Source organism: Micromonospora sp. RL09-050-HVF-A, assembly GCF_019374995.1.
GTDB classification, from domain to species: domain Bacteria; phylum Actinomycetota; class Actinomycetes; order Mycobacteriales; family Micromonosporaceae; genus Micromonospora; species Micromonospora antibiotica.
In genome coordinates, this window is the sequence record NZ_JAGKQP010000002.1 from 2,574,410 (window position 1) to 2,591,582 (window position 17,173).

At 75.4% G+C, this 17,173-nt stretch carries 11 protein-coding genes and 3 pseudogenes; 4 read left to right on the forward strand and 10 right to left on the reverse strand.

Annotation, left to right across the window (positions count from 1 at the left end; all coding sequences use genetic code 11):
• Positions 1-20 precede the first annotated feature (20 nt).
• Positions 21-2,482: pseudogene (locus tag J7462_RS10975) on the forward strand (DUF3488 and DUF4129 domain-containing transglutaminase family protein).
• Positions 2,483-2,730: 248 nt separating this feature from the next.
• On the opposite strand, the gene J7462_RS10980 reads toward J7462_RS10975, so the two are convergent.
• The 10 genes and pseudogenes from J7462_RS10980 to J7462_RS11025 form a co-directional block, all read right to left on the reverse strand.
• On the reverse strand, positions 2,731-3,126 hold the full coding sequence (locus J7462_RS10980; RefSeq protein WP_067301847.1) for a DUF3040 domain-containing protein: 396 nt from the start codon (positions 3,124-3,126) through the stop codon (positions 2,731-2,733).
• Positions 3,127-3,241: 115 nt separating this feature from the next.
• Entirely contained in the window at positions 3,242-4,504 is a 1,263-nt protein-coding gene (locus J7462_RS10985) for a DNA polymerase IV (RefSeq protein WP_219463963.1), read from the reverse strand.
• Positions 4,505-4,545: 41 nt separating this feature from the next.
• Positions 4,546-5,775, reverse strand: coding sequence for an alkaline phosphatase family protein (locus J7462_RS10990; protein ID WP_219463965.1), 1,230 nt, complete (start codon positions 5,773-5,775; stop codon positions 4,546-4,548).
• A complete protein-coding gene (locus J7462_RS10995) occupies positions 5,772-6,542 on the reverse strand; it encodes a methyltransferase domain-containing protein (protein WP_208569749.1) in 771 nt (256 codons plus the stop codon). Before J7462_RS10995 ends, J7462_RS10990 begins: the two co-directional genes overlap by 4 nt.
• Positions 6,543-6,584: 42 nt before the next feature.
• Positions 6,585-6,764 carry a hypothetical protein gene (locus tag J7462_RS11000; protein WP_067301863.1) on the reverse strand — a complete coding sequence of 60 codons (180 nt, stop codon included), beginning with the start codon at positions 6,762-6,764 and terminating at the stop codon, positions 6,585-6,587.
• Between the two features lie 92 nt (positions 6,765-6,856).
• Positions 6,857-10,120 (reverse strand): error-prone DNA polymerase, encoded by a 3,264-nt coding sequence (locus tag J7462_RS11005; protein ID WP_219463966.1) that lies wholly within the window; start codon positions 10,118-10,120, stop codon positions 6,857-6,859.
• Between the two features lie 678 nt (positions 10,121-10,798).
• Positions 10,799-11,146 (reverse strand): annotated as a pseudogene (locus tag J7462_RS33595) (DNA polymerase Y family protein); the annotation flags it as partial.
• A 199-nt stretch (positions 11,147-11,345) separates the two neighbouring features.
• A pseudogene (locus J7462_RS11015) lies at positions 11,346-12,584 on the reverse strand (DNA polymerase Y family protein); the annotation flags it as partial.
• Complete coding sequence (locus tag J7462_RS11020; protein WP_219463970.1) at positions 12,581-13,318, reverse strand: hypothetical protein; 738 nt, start codon at positions 13,316-13,318, stop codon at positions 12,581-12,583. The gene J7462_RS11020 and the pseudogene J7462_RS11015, both read right to left, overlap by 4 nt.
• A gap of 146 nt (positions 13,319-13,464) precedes the next feature.
• Positions 13,465-13,914: an SAV_6107 family HEPN domain-containing protein gene (locus tag J7462_RS11025; protein ID WP_219463972.1), complete on the reverse strand. Its 450-nt coding sequence runs from the start codon at positions 13,912-13,914 to the stop codon at positions 13,465-13,467.
• 501 nt (positions 13,915-14,415) lie between these two features.
• On the opposite strand from J7462_RS11025, the gene J7462_RS11030 reads away from it, so the two are divergent.
• Genes J7462_RS11030 through J7462_RS11040 form a run of 3 tightly spaced genes read left to right on the forward strand, consistent with a single transcriptional unit; the run spans position 14,416 to position 17,172 of the window.
• Positions 14,416-15,813, forward strand: a complete 1,398-nt coding sequence (locus J7462_RS11030) for a ferric reductase-like transmembrane domain-containing protein (protein WP_219463973.1) — start codon at positions 14,416-14,418, stop codon at positions 15,811-15,813.
• Between the two features lie 19 nt (positions 15,814-15,832).
• Positions 15,833-16,351, forward strand: coding sequence for an FMN-binding protein (locus J7462_RS11035; protein ID WP_219463975.1), 519 nt, complete (start codon positions 15,833-15,835; stop codon positions 16,349-16,351).
• Positions 16,348-17,172, forward strand: coding sequence for an FAD:protein FMN transferase (locus tag J7462_RS11040; protein ID WP_219463976.1), 825 nt, complete (start codon positions 16,348-16,350; stop codon positions 17,170-17,172). The genes J7462_RS11035 and J7462_RS11040 overlap by 4 nt, the downstream gene beginning before the upstream one ends.
• Position 17,173 lies beyond the last annotated feature (1 nt).

Genomic DNA, 17,173 nt, shown 5'->3' on the forward strand with positions numbered 1-17,173 from the left:
ACGACAGGAAGGGTGACGTCGTGATCGCGTCCCGGAACATCGGCTTCGTGGCAGCGGTGGCGACCCTGCTCGCCGCGGCACCACTGTCGTCGATCTTCCAACAGTGGACCTGGCTGATCCAGTCCGCCATCGCGGTCGCCGTGGTGGCCGGCGCGGCGGCACTCACCCGACTGGTCCGGGCCCCCCTGTGGGGTCAGGTGCTGGGCATGCTCGCCGGTCTGCTGCTCGCCCTGACCTGGCTCTTCCCCGGTGGTGGCGAGCTGATCGCCTTCCTGCCCACGCCGGCGACGCTGGCCCACTTCGGCGAGCTGGCGCAGGGCTCCTTGCAGGACATGCGCTCCTACGGGGTGAAGGTGCCCGACACCACCCCGCTGCTGTTCATCAGCGTGCTCGGGGTGGGCTCGGTCGCGGTGGTGGTCGACGTCCTCGCCGTCGGGCTGCGGCGACCGGCCCTGGCCGGACTGCCGATGCTGGCCATCTACTCGGTGCCGGTCGCGGTCTACGTCGACAGCGTCCCCGCGCTGCCGTTCGTGGTCGGCGCCGCCGGCTACCTCTGGCTGCTGGTGACCGACAACGTCGACCGGGTCCGCCGGTTCGGCCGCCGGTTCACCGGTGAGGGCCGCGACGTGGACGTCTGGGAGTCCTCCCCGCTGGCCGCCGCCGGTCGCCGGCTGGCGGTGGTCGGGGTGGCGCTGGCCGTGGTGCTGCCGTTGGCCGTGCCGGGGATGACCGGTGGGCTGCTGGACCAGTTCAACACCGCCGGCAACGGCACCGGCCGCCCCGGGCAGGGTGGCGGGCCAGGCCGGATCGACCTCTTCGCGTCGCTCAGCGGGCAGCTCAACCAGTCCGAGGTGGCCGACATGGTCAAGGTCACCACCACCGAGCAGAACCCGTTCTACCTGCGCTTCGGGGTCGCCGACGAGCTGCGCCCGGACGGTTTCCGGGTACGCCCGCCCAACGGCCGCCCGGTGAACCGGGAGCTGCCCGACCCGTCGGGTCGCACCGGGCCGGGGGTGGAGCAGCGGACCTACCGGGCGACGGTGGAGATCAACCGCACGCTGAGCATGCCCTTCGTGCCGCTCTACACCGACCCGGTCAGCTTCGACGGGCTCAACGGCAACTGGTCGTACGACCAGAACCTCGGGGTGGTCTTCTCCAACCGGGACAACTCCCGGAGCAAGCGCTACTCGTTCGAGTACGTGCGCTCGACGTTCACCCCGGCGGCGCTGCGTCGGGCCCGCCCGTTGCCGGCCGAGCACCCGATCCGGCTGCAACAGACCCGCACCCCGGAGGTCCGTGAGGTCAGCCTGCTGGTCAGCCGGCTGGTGGAGGGGAAGTCCACCGACTACGACCGGGTCCGGGCGATCTACGACTACTTCTCCCGGGAGAACGGCTTCAGCTACTCGCTGAGCACCAAGGGCGGCACCAGCGGCCAGGAGATCGTCGACTTCCTCACCAACAAGGTCGGCTACTGCCAGCAGTACGCGGCGGCGCTGGCCTGGCTGGTACGCGAGGCCGGCATCCCGGCCCGGGTGGCGTTCGGCTTCACCAACGGCAGCAGCGCCAACGGGGACACCTACACGTTGACCAACCGGAACCTGCACGCCTGGACGGAGGTCTACTTCGACCAGTTCGGTTGGGTCCCGTTCGACGCCACCCCGGCGTACGGCGTCCAGGGGGCGAACCGGTCGGCGTGGGCGCCGGACTCCGACGCCCCGGACCCGGAGCCGTCGGACACCGCCGCGCCGGCCGCCCCGCAGGACCCGGGGGCCACCACGGGGCCGCAGCGGGACGAGGCCGCCGACAAGGACACCGACGCTGGTTTCGACCCGACCACCGGCGCTCCCGTCGAACGTGCCCCGACCTGGCCCTGGTGGACGGTGGGCGCGCTGCTCGCGGTGGCGGCGCTGTTGGCCGTCCCGGCGCTGCGGCGGCGGGCGCTGCGCCGGCAACGGCACCACCTGCCGACCCCGGTGGCGGCCGGGCCCGCCCCGACGACGGGGCGGGCGGGAGCATCCCGATGACGGTGCTGGGCGTGGACGCCGAACGGGCCCGGGCGGACGCCCACGCGGCCTGGGACGAGTTGCTCGACACCCTGGTCGACTACCGGGTGCGGATCGACCGGACGGAGACGCCCCGGGCGACCGCCGAGCGGCTGGCCCGGGAGGCGGTCGGTGAGGACGCCGGCTCCGCCACGGCGGTACGGCTGCTCGGTCGCGCCGAGGAACGTGCCCGGTACGCCCGGGACCCGCTCACCGGCGAACCGCTGCACCCGGCGTTGCGGACGGTACGCGACAGTCTCGCCGCGCGGGCGGACCGGCGTACCCGGTTCCTCGCCGCCGTGCTGCCCCCCTCGGTGCTGCTGCGCTGGCGTACCTCGCTCGGCGACACGTCGGCGCGTCTGGTGGCGGCTTCCGGCCGGCTCCGCCGCCTGCTGCTGCGCTGGAACCCGCGCCGCCTGCTCGCCACCCGCCGCGCCTGACCCCGCCCCGGCGGGCGGGCCGCTCGTGGGGCGATACAGCCGTGTCAGCCGTCCTGGACAACGCCACGTCGCCGCACGGGAGTGGGCCAGGGATGGTGAGGGGCGGCGTGGGGGCACCGACGGGCCCGGGTGGGCAACCTGGCTGGCAGCAGAGCGCGGGCATAGCGATATGACGGAGGTGGCCGGACCACAGGTCCGGCACCTACCGTCGTCGGCGACGCCCGTCCACCCTCAGGGGTGGGCCGGGTTCAGCGATGTCCCTCCGGACGTTGCCGCCACCGATCCTCCATGCGGTCCAGCAGCGACGGCCGACGGCCGCCCCGGCCACGCGGACGACGACGACTCGTCGTGCCGCCCACCACGTGCAGGTCCGGTGACTGCGCCCGCCGGTGCGACTGCACCGCATAGCCCAACGCGGCCAGCATGACGACGAAGCCCGCCACTGCCAGTGGCGGCGTCTTGATCACCGCGCCGTAGACCAACAGGGCCAGGCCGACGACCACCACGCCGGCAGCGACGAGCAGGCGACGCCGCGTATGGAAACGCGGGTCGCTGGCGCGCACGGCCGAGGCGAATTTGGGGTCCTCGGCAAGCGACCGCTCGATCTGCTCGAACAGCCGCTGCTCGTGCTCCGAGAGCGGCACGGCACTCCTCCCCGGTCACGTTGGTCGGCCCGGTCGGGCCGACAGACCGTGGCAGCCATCCGGCTGCTTGCCGCCAAGTCTACGAGGGGGGTCGCGCGTCGGAAAGCGGGACGACCTATGGCCGACTGCTATTTTCCCCGCGCCGGGGATCACGTTTACCGAGCAGACTGGCCGGACCTATGACGGACCGCCCGAAACGGGCAGCCGCCGCGTCGGCGGCGGTCTCCGCTTCCCGCCATCCCCGCTCCGGTGCGCCCAGCGTGAGTTGTCGCGGTGTGTCGACCGCTCCCGCCAGGCCCTCCACCCGGACGCCGACCAGCCGGACCGGCTCACCCGGGTCGAGAACCGTCCAGAGGCCCCAGGACGTGTCGAATATCTCCCGGGCCACGTCGGTCGCCCCGTCGAGGGTGCGGGACCGGCTGACGGTGCGGAAATCGGACATTCGGACCTTGATCGAGATGGTCCGGCCGACCTGGCCGGCCGCCCGGAGCCGACTGCCCACCTTTTCGCTGAGGGCGAGCAGCGCGCGCCGGATCTCCTGCGCGTCGACGACGTCGACGTCGAAGGTCACCTCGGCCCCGATCGACTTCTCCACCTGGTCCGGGCTGACCGGGCGCGCGTCGCGCCCCCGGGCCAACTCGTGCAGGTGGGTCGCGGACGCCACACCGAGCGCCTTGCGGAGCATCCCGGCGGGTGCCTCGGCCAGGTCGCCGACGGTGCGTAGGCCGAGCCGCCGCAGCGTCTCGGCGGACCGCTCCCCCACCCCCCACAACGCGTCGACCGGCAGTGGGTGGAGGAACTCCAACACCCGATCGGCCGGCACCACCAGCAGGCCGTCCGGCTTGGCCCGGGTGGAGCCGAGCTTGGCCACGAACTTACTCGGCCCCACCCCGACCGAGCAGGTCAACGCCTGCTCGGCGGCGACCCGGGCCCGGATCCGCCGGGCGATGGCGGCGGGCGGGCCGAACAGCCGGCGGGCACCCGTCACGTCGAGGAACGCCTCGTCGAGGGAGAGCGGCTCGACCAGCGGGGTGACGTCCCGGAAGATCCGCATCACCGCGTCGGAGGCCGCCCGGTAGCGGGCGAAGTCGGGGGGCAGGTAGACCGCGCCGGGGCAGAGCGCGCGGGCCCGCGCGGTGGGCATGGCGCTGCGCACGCCGAAGCGGCGGGCCTCGTAGCTGGCGGAACTGACCACACCCCGCGGCCCGACCCCGCCGACCACCACCGGACGGCCGGCCAACTCGGGCCGGTGACGCACCTCGACGGAGGCGAAGAAGGCATCCATGTCGACGTGCAGGATCGGGCTGGCCGAGTCGTCGGCGTCGGGCCCGAAACGCGGGTCACCAGCACCACGCGGCAACGACTGGCTCCGGCCCATCACCGCAGGCTAGCCGCCCGGTACGACAACCGGCCCGGCGGTCAGCCCCGGACCACCAGCAGCGGCACGGTCATCTCCGCCGCGCTGTCCGCCCCGTGGTACGCCACCAGCCGGGACGCCGCCGGCGGCTCCGACCGGGTGGCCAGCACCGCGTACGTGTCGCGGCAGGTCACCACCACGTCACCGACCCGGGACAGGTGTTCCTCGGCGACCGGGCCGAACCAGCCCTCGGCCACCAGCTCCTCCCGGGTGCACACCCGGGCGGCCGGCCCGAGCACCGCCGACCAGGTGGCCACCACGTCGTCCACCGCCCCCGGCTCGACGTGCAGGTACCGCACCCGGGGCTCACCGGCGACCACCCGGATGCCGGCCCGCAGCCGCAGATCGGTGTCCAGGTCGAAACGGTGGGCCGCCGGCACGTCGAGCTGGCCGTGGTCGGCGGTGACCAGCAGCGCGGCGTCGGCCGGCAACCCGTCGACGAGCCGGGCGAGCAGGCCGTCCACCTCGGCGGCGGCGATCCGCCAGGGCGCGGAGTCGACCCCGCTGAGGTGCCCGTGCCGGTCCAGGTCGGGGTGGTAGCCGGAGACCAGGGTGGGGTCGGCCCCGGCGGACAGCGCCGCCAGCATCGTCCGGCCCAGGGCGTCCACCCCGGCGGCGCCCCGGTAGTCGCCACCCCGGTTGGCGGCCAGGGTGAGCCCGCTGCCGGCGTACTCGGGACGACTCACCACGCTCACCGCGACCCCGGCGGCACGGGCCCGCTGCCACTGGGTGCGTACCGGCTGCCAGTGCAGCGGGTCCGGGTCGCCGTGCCAGTCGATGTGGTTGAGCACCCGGTCGGTGCCGGGCACCCGGACGGTGAAGCCGAGCACGCCGTGCGTGCCGGGGGCCGCGCCCGCGCCCAGGGTCACCAGGCTGGTCGGGGTGGTGGAGGGGAAGCCGCAGGTGAGCGGGCGGCCCACCGTCGCGGCCAGCCCGGTCAGGGTCGGGGCGTACCGGGCGGCGGTGGGGAGCTGGTACCAGCCGAGACCGTCGACGAGCAGCACGGCGACCCGGCGTACCCCGGCCAGGCCGGGGGCGAGCCCGAGCAGGTCGACCGCGCCCGGCACACCGAGCACGGCCAGCGCGCTGGGCAGCACGTCGGCCAGGCTGCCCCCGCCGTAGCGCGGCGACACCACCGCGAGCGGGTCCGCCGCAGGCACCGGCCCCGCCGCTCGGTCCACCGGCACAGCAGCCGGGGGCAGGGTCGTCCCGGCCGGGGGCAGGTCGGTCATGCCGGGCGGCGGGCGAACAGGTGCAGTTGGGCGGCGAGATCCCGGTAGGGCGGACGCCCGGCCAGCGCCTTCTCCAACTCGACCAGGGCACCCGGCTGACCGTCGGCGACGGCGGCGGGCAGCAGGTCGGCGAGGACGCGTACCCCGTGGATCTCCTCGACGGTGAGGCCGGCGGCGCGCAACAGGGCGGTGGCCTGCTCGGCGTCGAAGCGGCGGCGCAGCGTGTCCCGGGGGCCGGCGGCGCCGTCGGTGGCGGCGGCCAGCGCGGCGGCGACGTCCAGGTGACCGTTCATCGCCCGACCCAGCACGGCGGCGGCCCGCCCGGCGACCAGCACACTCGCCGCCCCACCGGGGCGCAGCGCGGCGGCCAGCGCGGTCGTCACCGGCAGCGGGTCGTCGACCACCTCCAGCACCGCATGGCACAGCACCAGGTCGACGGAGGCCGGTTCGACCAGGCCGGTCAACGCGTCGCCGTCGCCCTGCACGGCGCGGACCCGGTCGGCCACCCCGGCCTCGGCGGCCCGGCGGGTGAGGGCGGCGAGGGCGTCGGGGCTGGCGTCGACCACGGTCACCCGGTGGCCGGCCTGGGCGAGCGGCACGGCGAAGCCGCCGGTGCCGCCGCCCACGTCGAGCACGGTCAGCGTGTCGTCGGCCCGCCGGTCCAGCTCGGCGGCGAGCACCGACCAGATGACGGCGGTACGGGGGGTCAACGGCGGCTCGACGAACCGACCTCGGGTGCTCTGCTCCACCCGGTGGAGCCTAGTCACCCGCCTCACCCGACCCCCGCTGGCGGTGCCGACGCCGACGGCTCAGATCTCGCCGCCGCCGGCCGGGTCCTCCTCGGCGCGGGACCGGCGGTCGTTCGCCACCGGGCCCTCGGTCACCTGGTACTCCCGCGGCTCGGCGTCCTGGGCGGGCGTCCAACCGGCGCCCAGCCGGGTACGCCGGGCGTTCGCCAGTCCACCGGTGTACGTGCTGTCCATCGTCACTGGTCATCCCCCTTGCCGCGAGCGGGCCGCTCTGCCCGCGCGTGCCGGAATTCTCCCGTCTCCCGGCCCGGAAAACCGTAATGTGGATCACTTCACCGGAAGTCGCGGGAGGCGGATTCCACCGGCGGCGTGATCGGGTCCAGCCGGTCGGCGGTGAGGTTGGTGACCCCCTCGTGCCGCTGCAACCGACCACGGACCACGAGGGCGCTGCTGGTGCGGGCGATTCGACGATAGCGCTGCCACAGCCCCGGGGAGCAAGTGACATTCAGCATCCCCGTCTCGTCCTCCAGGTTGAGGAAGGTGACCCCACCGGCGGTCGCCGGCCGTTGCCGGTGGGTGACGATCCCGCCGACCCGGACCCGCCGACCCGACTCCACCCGCCCCAACCGGGCGATCGGCACCGCACCCAGCGCGTCGAGCCGGTCCCGGACGAACCGGGCCGGGTGGGTCTCCGGGGACAGCCCGGTGGCCCAGACGTCGGCGACGAGCCGGTCCACCGCCTCCATCCCCGGCAGGGTCGGGGCCGCCGCGCCGGTCACCGTGCCGGGCAGCCGGCCCGGCCGGTCCTGGGCCGCCGCCCCGGCCGCCCAGAGCGCCTCCCGCCGGGTCAGCCCGAAACAGGCGAAGGCGTCCGCGGTGGCCAGCGCCTCCAGCTGACCCGCGGTGAGACCGACCCGCCGGGCCAGATCAGGCATGTCCCGGTACGCCCCGTGCGCCGTCCGCTCCGCCACGATCCGCCCGGCCAGGTCGTCGCCGAGGGTACGCACACCGCCCAGCCCGAGCCGGACCGCCGGACCGCCCAGCCCCCAGGCGTGCGGCGGTTCCCCCGGCACGCTCCCCCACCGGGTCTGCGGGGTGGACTCCAGCACCGCCCCGGCCCCACTGGCGTTGACGTCCGGCCGGCGGACCTCGACGCCGTGCCGCCGGGCGTCGTCGACCAGGGTCTGCGGCGCGTAGAACCCCATCGGCTGGGCGTTGAGCAGGGCGGCCAGGAACGCCGCCGGATGGTGCCGCTTGAGCCACGAGCTGGCGTACACCAGGTAGGCGAAACTCATCGCGTGGCTCTCCGGGAAGCCGTAGCTGGCGAACGCGGTGAGCTTGCGGTAGACGTCGTCGGCCAACTCGCCGGTGATGCCCCGCTCGGCCATCCCGGCGTAGAGCCGGTCGGCGAGCTGCGCCATCCGCTGCACCGACCGTTTCGCCCCCATCGCCCGGCGCAACTGGTCGGCCCCGGCGGCGTCGAAGCCGGCCAGGTCGATGGCGAGTTGCATCAGCTGCTCCTGGAACAGCGGCACGCCGAGGGTCTTCTCCAGCGCGTTGCGCATCAGCGGATGCGGGTACGTCACCGGCTCCTGGCCGTTCTTGCGCCTGATGTACGGGTGCACCGAGCCGCCCTGGATCGGGCCGGGCCGGATCAGCGCCACCTCCACCACCAGGTCGTAGAACTCGCGGGGTTTCAGCCGGGGCAGGGTGGCCATCTGGGCGCGGCTCTCCACCTGGAACACCCCGACCGAGTCGGCCCGGCAGAGCATGTCGTAGACCTCGGGGTCGTCCAACGTCATGTCGCCCAGGTCCAGCCTGGACCCGATCAGGTCGTAGCCGTAGTGCAGGGCCGACAGCATGCCCAGCCCGAGCAGGTCGAACTTGACCAGCCCGACGGCCGCGCAGTCGTCCTTGTCCCACTGGAGCACGCTGCGGCCGGGCATCCGCCCCCACTCCACCGGGCACACCTCGATCACCGGCCGGTCGCAGATCACCATCCCGCCGGAGTGGATGCCGAGGTGCCGGGGGAACGTCTGCAACTCGTTGGCGTACGCCACCACCTGCTCGGGGATGCCTTCGACGTCGACCGCCGCGACGGAACCCCAGCGGTCGATCTGCTTGCTCCAGGCGTCCTGCTGGCCGGGCGAGTAGCCGAACGCCTTCGCCACGTCCCGCACCGCCGACCGGGGCCGGTAGGAGATGACGTTGGCGACCTGGGCGGTGTGCTCCCGGCCGTAGCGGGCGTAGACGTGCTGGATCACCTCCTCCCGCCGGTCGGACTCGATGTCCACGTCGATGTCGGGTGGCCCGTCGCGTTCCGGGGCGAGGAACCGTTCGAACAGCAGCCGGTGCCGTACCGCGTCCACGTTGGTGATCCGCAGCGCGTAGCAGACCGCCGAGTTGGCCGCCGAACCCCGGCCCTGGCAGTAGATGTCCTGCGCGCGGCAGAACGCCACGATGTCGTAGACCACCAGGAAGTAGCCGGGGAAGCCCAGCTCGTCGATCATCCGCAGCTCGTGTTCCAGCTGCGCGTACGCCTCCGGGTGCGCCCCGGGCGGCCCGTAGCGCTCGTGCGCCCCGGCCAGCGTCAGGTGGCGCAGCCAGCTCATCTCGGTGTGCCCCGCCGGCACCGGGTACGCCGGCAGCCGGGGCGCGACCAGGTGCAGGTCGAAGGCGAGTTCCGCGCCGAACTCGGCGGCCCGGGACACCGCACCCGGGTACGCGGCGAAGCGGGCCGTCATCTCCGCACCGCTGCGCAGGTGGGCGGTGGCGGCAGCCGGCAGCCAACCGTCGATCTCGTCCAGGCTACGGCGGGCCCGGACAGCGGCCAGGGTGGTCGCCAACCGTCGTCGCCCCGGGCTGGCGTAGTGCACGTTGTTGCTGGCCACGGTGGGCAGCCCGGCGGTGGCGGCCAGCTCGGCGAGCGCGTCGTTGCGGTCGGCGTCGACCGGGTGCCCGTGGTCGGTAAGCTCCACCGCCACCGTCTCCGCGCCGAACAGCGCGGTGAGCCGGTCCAGCTCCCGGGCCGCCGCGTCGACCCCCGTGGTGAGCAGCGCCGCCGGCACGTGCCCCTTGCGGCAACCGGTCAGCACCAACACGTGGTCGCGCAGCTCGGCGGCGACCTCCTCCAGCTCGCCGTAGACCGGCCGGCCCTTCTCCCCGCCGCGTAGCTGGGCCCGGGAGATGACCGACGCGAGCCGGGCGTACCCCTCGTGGCCGTGGGCGAGCACCAGCAGGTGCCGGCCCAGCGGGTCGGGCTCGCCCTGCTGCGGGCCGGGCAGCCCCAGCGACAGCTCCGCCCCGAAGACCGTGGGCAGGCGCAGCGTACGGGCCGCCTCGGCGAACCGGACCACCCCGTAGAACCCGTCGTGGTCGGTCACGGCGAGCGCGGTCAGCCCCAACCGGGCGGCCTCCTCGGCCAGTTCCTCCGGGTGGCTCGCCCCGTCGAGGAAACTGAAGTTGGTGTGCGCGTGCAGCTCGGCGTAGGGCACCGGGTCGTCCGGGCGGGCCAGCTCGGGGGGCGCGTACCGCTCACGGTGCCGGGTCCAGGCCGGCGAGTCGCCGCCGTCGGCCTCGGCGAGCGGGTCCACCACGTGCAGGTGCCGTTCCCCGCGCCGCCGCCCGCCCCGCCCCCCGCCGTCCTGGGCCCGCCGTCCCGGAGGCGGTCGTCCCGGAGGCGGTCGTCACGGAGGCGGTCGTCACGGAGGCGGTCGTCACGGGAGCGGTCGTCACGGGAGCGGTGGTCCGCGCCGCCGTCGGTGGTGGACCGTCCGGACAGCACCCGCTCCAGCTCCGACCAGGGCAGCTTCGGATTGTGGAAGCTCATCCGGCCGCCCCGGTAGCGCGGGTCGGCCTTCTGCGTGCGGCGGTGGGACCGGGCGTGGCCACTACGGACAGCCATGGTCCTCCCGATGAGTGATATGCCACTGAGGCATATTTATGCCGCTGAGGCATACCACTCACCCGGAAACATCGTCGGGACGCGGGGTGACCCCGGACGGAACACCGCACCGATCGGCATACAGCCGACCGGCATGCGGTCAGCCGACACGCGGTCAGCCGGCAATGCCCGAACCGGCAGCACTCCGGCAGACCCGGAACCAGCGCGCACCCGACCGACCGGCATACCACCGGCCGACACACGGCCGACCTGCACGCAGCCGGCCGATCCGGGTCCAGCCCGGAAAGGTCCCACCGGCGCACACGAGGCCAGCGCGAACGAGGCCAGCCCAGGCAAGACCAGCCCGGACCGGACCAGCCCGGAGCACCGGTCAGTCATAGATCGCCTCCACCAGCCACCGGCCGGCCTCGACGGCCAGCAGCAGGGCGGCACCGTCGGCCAGGCAGACCTGGAACCGGGCCCGGCGACGGGCCTCGGCGGGGGCCCACCACCGCTCGTCCACCGGCCACGGGCCCGTCCAGCCGACGATCTCCGTCGGCGCGGTGCCGCCGACGGCCAGCCGGGCGGGCGCCGCGCTGACCACCAGCCTGGCGCTGACCAGCACCGGTTCGCCGGTGGCGTCGTGCACGGTCGCGGTGAGCGGAACGGGCAGCACCACGGCCGGCGCGGGTGGCGGCAGTCGCCCCGGCCAGGGCGGTACGGGACCCGGCCGCCGTGGCCCGCCCCGCCTGGCACCCCCGGCCCCCGTCACCGCCTGCCCGGCACCCCGGCCCCCGTCACCGCCCGCCCAACGCCCCCGGCCCCGTCACCGCCCGCCCGGCACCAGCAGACTGCGCCACCGCCCGCCCGACGCCACCGGACTGTGCCACCGCCCGCCCGGCGGCACCAGGCTCCGCCTCGGTGACGCCCGGCAGTGGGGGCGGGCCGGGGCGGGCGGGGAGGCGTTCGTCGCCCCAGGGGACCAGGCGGGTCTGGTCGGCCGGGGACCGACCACCGCCCAGCACGGCGGTGACCACCGCCTCCGGACCGAGGATGCCCTGCACCCGGCTCAACGCCCGGTGTGCCCGGTCGCGTTCCTCGCCGACCTCCCCCCACAGGCCGGGTTGCAGCCCACCCCGGGACAGCAGCCCGTCGGGCACCAGCCGCAGCCGGATGATCCCGGCGGTCGGTCGGGCCGGTCGGGCACCGGCCCGACCGGTGCCGCCGGAGAGCCAACCGTCGAGCTGCCAACGCACCCGGTCGGCGATGGCGGCGGCGGTGAGCAGCCCGTCGTGCCGCCACACCCGGTGCAGTTCCTGGCCGTGCGCGGTGACCGCCTCGATGCCGAGCCGGGTGCAGGCCAGCCCGTGCCCGGCCAGCCGGTCGTGCAGCCGTTCGGCGAGCATCCGGGCGGCGAAGGCCGCCGCGTCGACCCGGTCGAGGGGTTCGTCGTGGTGGGCGGTGACGGTCAGGTCGACGGGGGGCTGCCGGACGGCGAGCGGCCGGTGGTCGTGCCCGGCGGCGAGCCGGTGGGCGAGGGCCCCGTCGAAGCCGAACCGGGCCAGCACGTCACCGGCGGGCAGCGCCGCGAAGTCGCCCAGCGTGCGTACGCCGAGCCGGCGCAGCAGGTCGGCCAGGGCCGGGCGGCCGATCGCCTCGACGGGCAGCCCCGCCAGGAACCCCGGCGTCCCGCCCGGCGGCACCACCTGACCGGTACGCGCGGCGAGGCCGGCGGCGAAGACCCCGTCGGCGATGCCGATCTGGCTCTCCGCCGCGCAGGACTCGGCGACCTGCTCGACGATCCGCTCGGCGGCGGCCTCCTCACCACCGAGGTAGCGGGCGGGCCCCCGGGCGGCGAGCGCGCAGACGCCGGGGCGGACCACCTCGACCCCGGCGGCGACCTCCTCCACGGCGGCGACGACCGGTTCGAAGGCGCGGGCGTCCCGACCGGGGTCGTGGTCGACGACGGTCAGCGTGGGGCAGCGCCCCTGCGCCTCCCGGCGGCGCAGGCCCCGGCGTACCCCGGCGGCGCGGGCCGGTGCGGAGCAGGACACCACCCGGTTGGCGTGCAGCACGGCCACCGGGCCGGTGGCGGGCACCCCGTCGACGATCTCGGCGGCGAGCACCGGCCAGTCCGGGCACCAGAGCAGCAGGGTGCGCACGGGCGTGCCGGTCACCCGGACCCGACCACGGTGAATCCGCCCGGCCGGGGCCCGGCGGTTGCGGCGGGGACGGCCGACGCGGCGGCGGGCACGACCCGGGTGAGCCCGTCGCCGGGCAGCCACATCGTGATCTCCTTGGGACGGGCCGCCGCTCCGCGTCCGCGTGCCGACACGGTGACCTCGCGTCGGCGCAGCCGGCCCTGCCCCGCCCCGAGCCCCTCCCAGACCCCCCGGACCACCTGGAGCGTCACGTCCGCGCCGGTCCACCGGCCGTACGGGACGAGCACGCAGCCGCGCTGCCGGGCCCGGGCGGCCAGCCGGTCGGCGACCGGGGCGGAGACGGTGTGCGGCACGGCGGTCACCACCACGTCGACCCCGTCGATCAGGGCGGCGACCACGGTGGGCCACTCCGGGCCGGGATGGGGCACCAGGGCCAGCCGGTCCAGGGCGATGCCGGCCTCGGCGGCGGCGCCGGCCCCGAACGTGGGCACCCCGACCACCGCGCACCACGACCCGGCCCGGGACGCCTCGGCGAGCAACGCCAGCACCAGGGAGGTGCCGCCACTGCGCCGGGGCTGGCCGACGGTCACGGCGACGGTGCTGCCCCGGCGCAGCCCCCGGTGTGGCAGCAGGCCGGTCAGCTCGGGTGCCACCGGGAGCAGCCGGTGACCGACCGCCGGGTCCGGAGCGCTCGCCGGGCGTACCAGAGCGGCCAGTGCGGCGGAACCGCCCACCATGCGGCCCGCCATCGGACCAACCCCCCGTCGTGTCGTTGCGTGGATCAGGTGCACTGCGTGCTCGCCCCGGACGCGGTGGGACGCTGCGTCGAGGTGCTGCGGCGGGCCCGGTGCCGGCCGGATCAGGTGCCCGGCGGGGACCCGGGCCCGCCCCCGGGTCAGGCGGCGAGGCCGTCGAGGGCGGGCTGGTGGGTCACGCCGAGCGCCTGCTCCACCACCGTCACGAACTGTTCGGCGGCCCGGAGCAGGTCGTCGGCCTCCCGGGCGTTCACCACCCGGGGTATGCCGGCCTCGGCGGCGGCCCGCTTGCCGGCGGCGGCGGCGAAGTAGCGGGACCACTCGTCCAGTTCGGGGGCGACCCCGGCGAGCAGCACCCAGACGCTGGTGATCCGGCGGCGGCGGGCGGGCGCGGGCCGGGCCCGGGCGGCCAGCAGGGCGGCGGCGGCGCGGAGCGCGGCCAGGTGGGCGGCGGCGTAGCGCAGCCCGTCGGGGCGGGTCTGGGCGGCCTCGGCCAGCCCGTGTCGGGCCACCGTGAGGAGTTGGGTCGGGGTGCGGTGCGGCAGCACGTGCGCGGGCACCGTCGGCGCCTGGGCCGGGTTGGTCGGCATGACTGTCTCCTCCGCGTGACCGGATCGGGCGGGACGCCCGGTGGAGGAGGTCCACCGGCGCGATGCCCGGGGCGGGTGGTGCGGAGGAAGACGCACCGCTGGGGGCCGGCCGGGTGCGGATGCTTCCCCACACCACACCCGGCCGGCGAACCGGCGGGTTCGTCGCCCGCCGCCCGGGGGTCGTGGGCGGCGGGCGACGACCTGCCTTGACGGGACCGGGCTCGCGACTGCCCGGAACCCGGTGCGGTCCGCGAAACCGCACCTGCCCGGGTCGACGCCGCGAAACACCGCCCGGGGGCGTTGGAACGGGTGTGCGACTGAATCGAACACTCGTTCTAACTGCTCTGACAGTACACCCTGCCCCCGACGAAAACGCAACGTCTGGCGTACGGCGTGCCAGCGACGATTCCCAGCCGGCGCACAGCGACGGCAAAGCCTGACCCGAGGTCACCGCCGCAGGGTGGAACGCATGAGTGAAGGACCCGCCGGAACGCCCCGCGGATGAGCGCCACCGTCCTGGACCGGGGTACCCCGCGCCGGCCGTTGCCCACCGCCCCCGGCTGGTGGGCCGACCTGGCCGGCAGCGCGGCGGTGCTCAGCCTGCTGGTCGTCGTCGCGCTCTGGACCGCCGACCGGGGGGTGCAGGAACTGCTCTCCGGGGTGGCCACCGGCCTCACCTCCGCCGGCCGGCTCACCGGCCTGCTCAGTGCCGACCTGATGCTCGTCCAGGTGGTGCTGATGGCCCGGGTGCCGCTCGTCGAACGGCGCTTCGGCCAGGACCGGATCGCCCGCTGGCACCGGCTGGCCGGCTTCACCTCGTTCCACCTGCTGCTGGCCCACGTGCTGCTGACCACCCTGGGGTACGCCGGCACCGCCCGGGAGAACCCCGTGACGCAGCTCTGGCTGCTGGTCACCGGGTACCCGGGGATGCTGCTGGCCACCGCCGCGCTGGCACTGCTGGTGCTGGTGGTGGTCACCTCCGTCCGGGCGGCCCGCCGTCGGCTGCGCTACGAGTCCTGGCACCTGCTGCACCTGTACGCGTACCTGGGGATCGGGTTGGCGCTGCCGCACCAGTTGTGGACCGGCGCGGACTTCGTCTCCTCGGCCGCCGCGCGGGCGTACTGGTGGACGGTGTACCTGGGGGCGCTGGGCAGTGTGCTGGTGTTCCGGCTCGGGCTGCCGGCGTACCGCTCGCTGCGGCACCGGGTCGAGGTGGCCGCGGTGGTCCCCGAGGCGCCCGGCGTCACCTCGGTCTGGTTGCGCGGGCGGGACCTGGACCGGCTGCCGGTCCGGGCCGGGCAGTTCTTCGGCTGGCGCTTCCTGACCGGCCCCGGCTGGTCCCGGGCGCACCCGTACTCGCTGTCCGCCCCGCCGACGGGCGACCTGATGCGGATCACCGTCAAGGACCTCGGCGACGACAGCTCCCGGGTGGCCACCCTGCGACCGGGCACCCGGGTGCTGTTGGAGGGCCCGTACGGGCGGCTGACCGGGCAGCACTGGCGCGGCGGCGGGATCACCCTGCTCGCCTGCGGGATCGGCGTCACCCCGCTGCTGGCCCTGCTCCGGGAGCTGCCGTACGCACCCGGGCAGGCGGTGCTGCTCTACCGCGTGCGTACCCAGCAGGAGCTGGCCTTCCGGGCGGAGCTGGAGCGGCTCGCGGTCGAACGCGGGGTGTCGGTCCACTACCTGGTCGGTCCGCGCGGCCGGCAACCCTCCTGGCTGCCCGGTTACGCGGCCGGGCTCCCGGACGCCGAGGCGCTGCGCCGGCTCTCCCCCGGCATCGCCGACCACGACGTCTACCTGTGCGGCCCGGACGGCTGGGTCGACGCGGTGCAGGCCGCGACCCGGGCCGCCGGGGTGCCCGAGCGGCACGTCCATCACGAACGCTTCGCCTGGTGACGGGCGGGAAGGGGGAACCGTGCGACGGATCACCATCTGGCTGCTCTCCACGGTGACCGCCCTGGTGCTGCTGTTCAGCTACCGGACCAGCACCATGGGCGTCGGCGGGGGGACCAGCGCCGTCGCCGTCGACCGTGGCGGCACCACCCCCGGCTCCGGGGACACGCCCACCGGCACCGACCCGGGCTCGGGCGTGCCGGGCGGAGACACCGGCGAGGGTGGAAACACCGGCGACAGCGCAAGCACCGGCGACAGCGGCGGCGGAAGCTACGACGGGTCGGTGGCGCAGACCCGGTGGGGGCCGGTGCAGGTCCGGATCACCGTGGCGGGCGGGCGGATCACCGACGTCACGGCACTCCAGGTGCCCGACGGCAACTTCCGGGACCAGCAGATCAACGACTACGCGGTACCGATCCTGCGGCAGGCGGCGCTCACCGCGCAGAGCGCCCGGATCGACACCGTGTCCGGGGCGACCGTCACCAGCGACGGTTACCGCGAGTCCCTCCAGGCCGCCATCGACGCGGCGCACCTGAAATGAGCACGCCGACGGGCCGGACGGCGGAGCTGGACCGGCGGGCCTGGGTGGTGCAGGTGATGGGGCTGCCGGTGAGCGTGCACCTGCGCGGCCCGGAGGTGCACGACGACGCGGTCGCCGCCCGGGTGGAGCGGTTCTTCACCTGGCTGGGCGCGATCGACGCGACGTTCAGCGTCTACCGGTCGGAGAGCGAGATCGGACGGCTGGCCGGGCGGGAACCCGATCCGGCCACCGCGAGCCCACTGGTGCGGGAGGTGGCGGAGCTGTGCGAACTGGCCCGGACGCGCACCGGCGGCCGGTTCGACGCCCGGCGGCTGCCGCTGCCCACCGGCGGTGCCGGCTACGACCCGTCCGGGCTGGTCAAGGGGTGGGCGGTGCAGCGGGCGGCCGGGTGGCTGGCCGATCTGGCCGGGCACGACCTCTGTCTCAACGCCGGTGGGGACGTGGTGCTGCGCGCCGAGGCGGACCGGCCGGCCTGGCGGGTCGGCATCGAGGACCCGGACCGCCCCGGCCACCTGCTGGACGTGCTGGACCGGCGCGACGGCGCGGTCGCCACCTCGGGCACCGCCCGGCGCGGCGCGCACATCGTGGACCCCCGCACCGGCCGACCGGCGACCGCGCTGCGGTCGGTCACCGTGGTCGGGCCGGAGCTGCTCTGGGCCGACGTGTACGCCACCGCGGCGATGACCCGCGACGCCGACGACGCACTGACCTGGCTGACCGGGCTGGCCGACCACGAGGCGCTGCTGGTGACCGCCGACGGCCGGATCCGGGCCACCGGGCACTGGCCCGGCACCCGTCCCGGGTCGCCGCCCGCCCGCTGAC

Coding starts and splice junctions, on each gene's coding strand:
- J7462_RS10985 (WP_219463963.1), bottom strand. CDS start 4,504: ATGGGCCGGAGCCAGTCGTTGCCGCGTGGTGCTGGTGACCCGCGTTTC.
- J7462_RS10990 (WP_219463965.1), bottom strand. CDS start 5,775: ATGACCGACCTGCCCCCGGCCGGGACGACCCTGCCCCCGGCTGCTGTG.
- J7462_RS11020 (WP_219463970.1), bottom strand. CDS start 13,318: ATGGCGGGCCGCATGGTGGGCGGTTCCGCCGCACTGGCCGCTCTGGTA.
- J7462_RS11025 (WP_219463972.1), bottom strand. CDS start 13,914: ATGCCGACCAACCCGGCCCAGGCGCCGACGGTGCCCGCGCACGTGCTG.
- J7462_RS11030 (WP_219463973.1), top strand. CDS start 14,416: ATGAGCGCCACCGTCCTGGACCGGGGTACCCCGCGCCGGCCGTTGCCC.
- J7462_RS11040 (WP_219463976.1), top strand. CDS start 16,348: ATGAGCACGCCGACGGGCCGGACGGCGGAGCTGGACCGGCGGGCCTGG.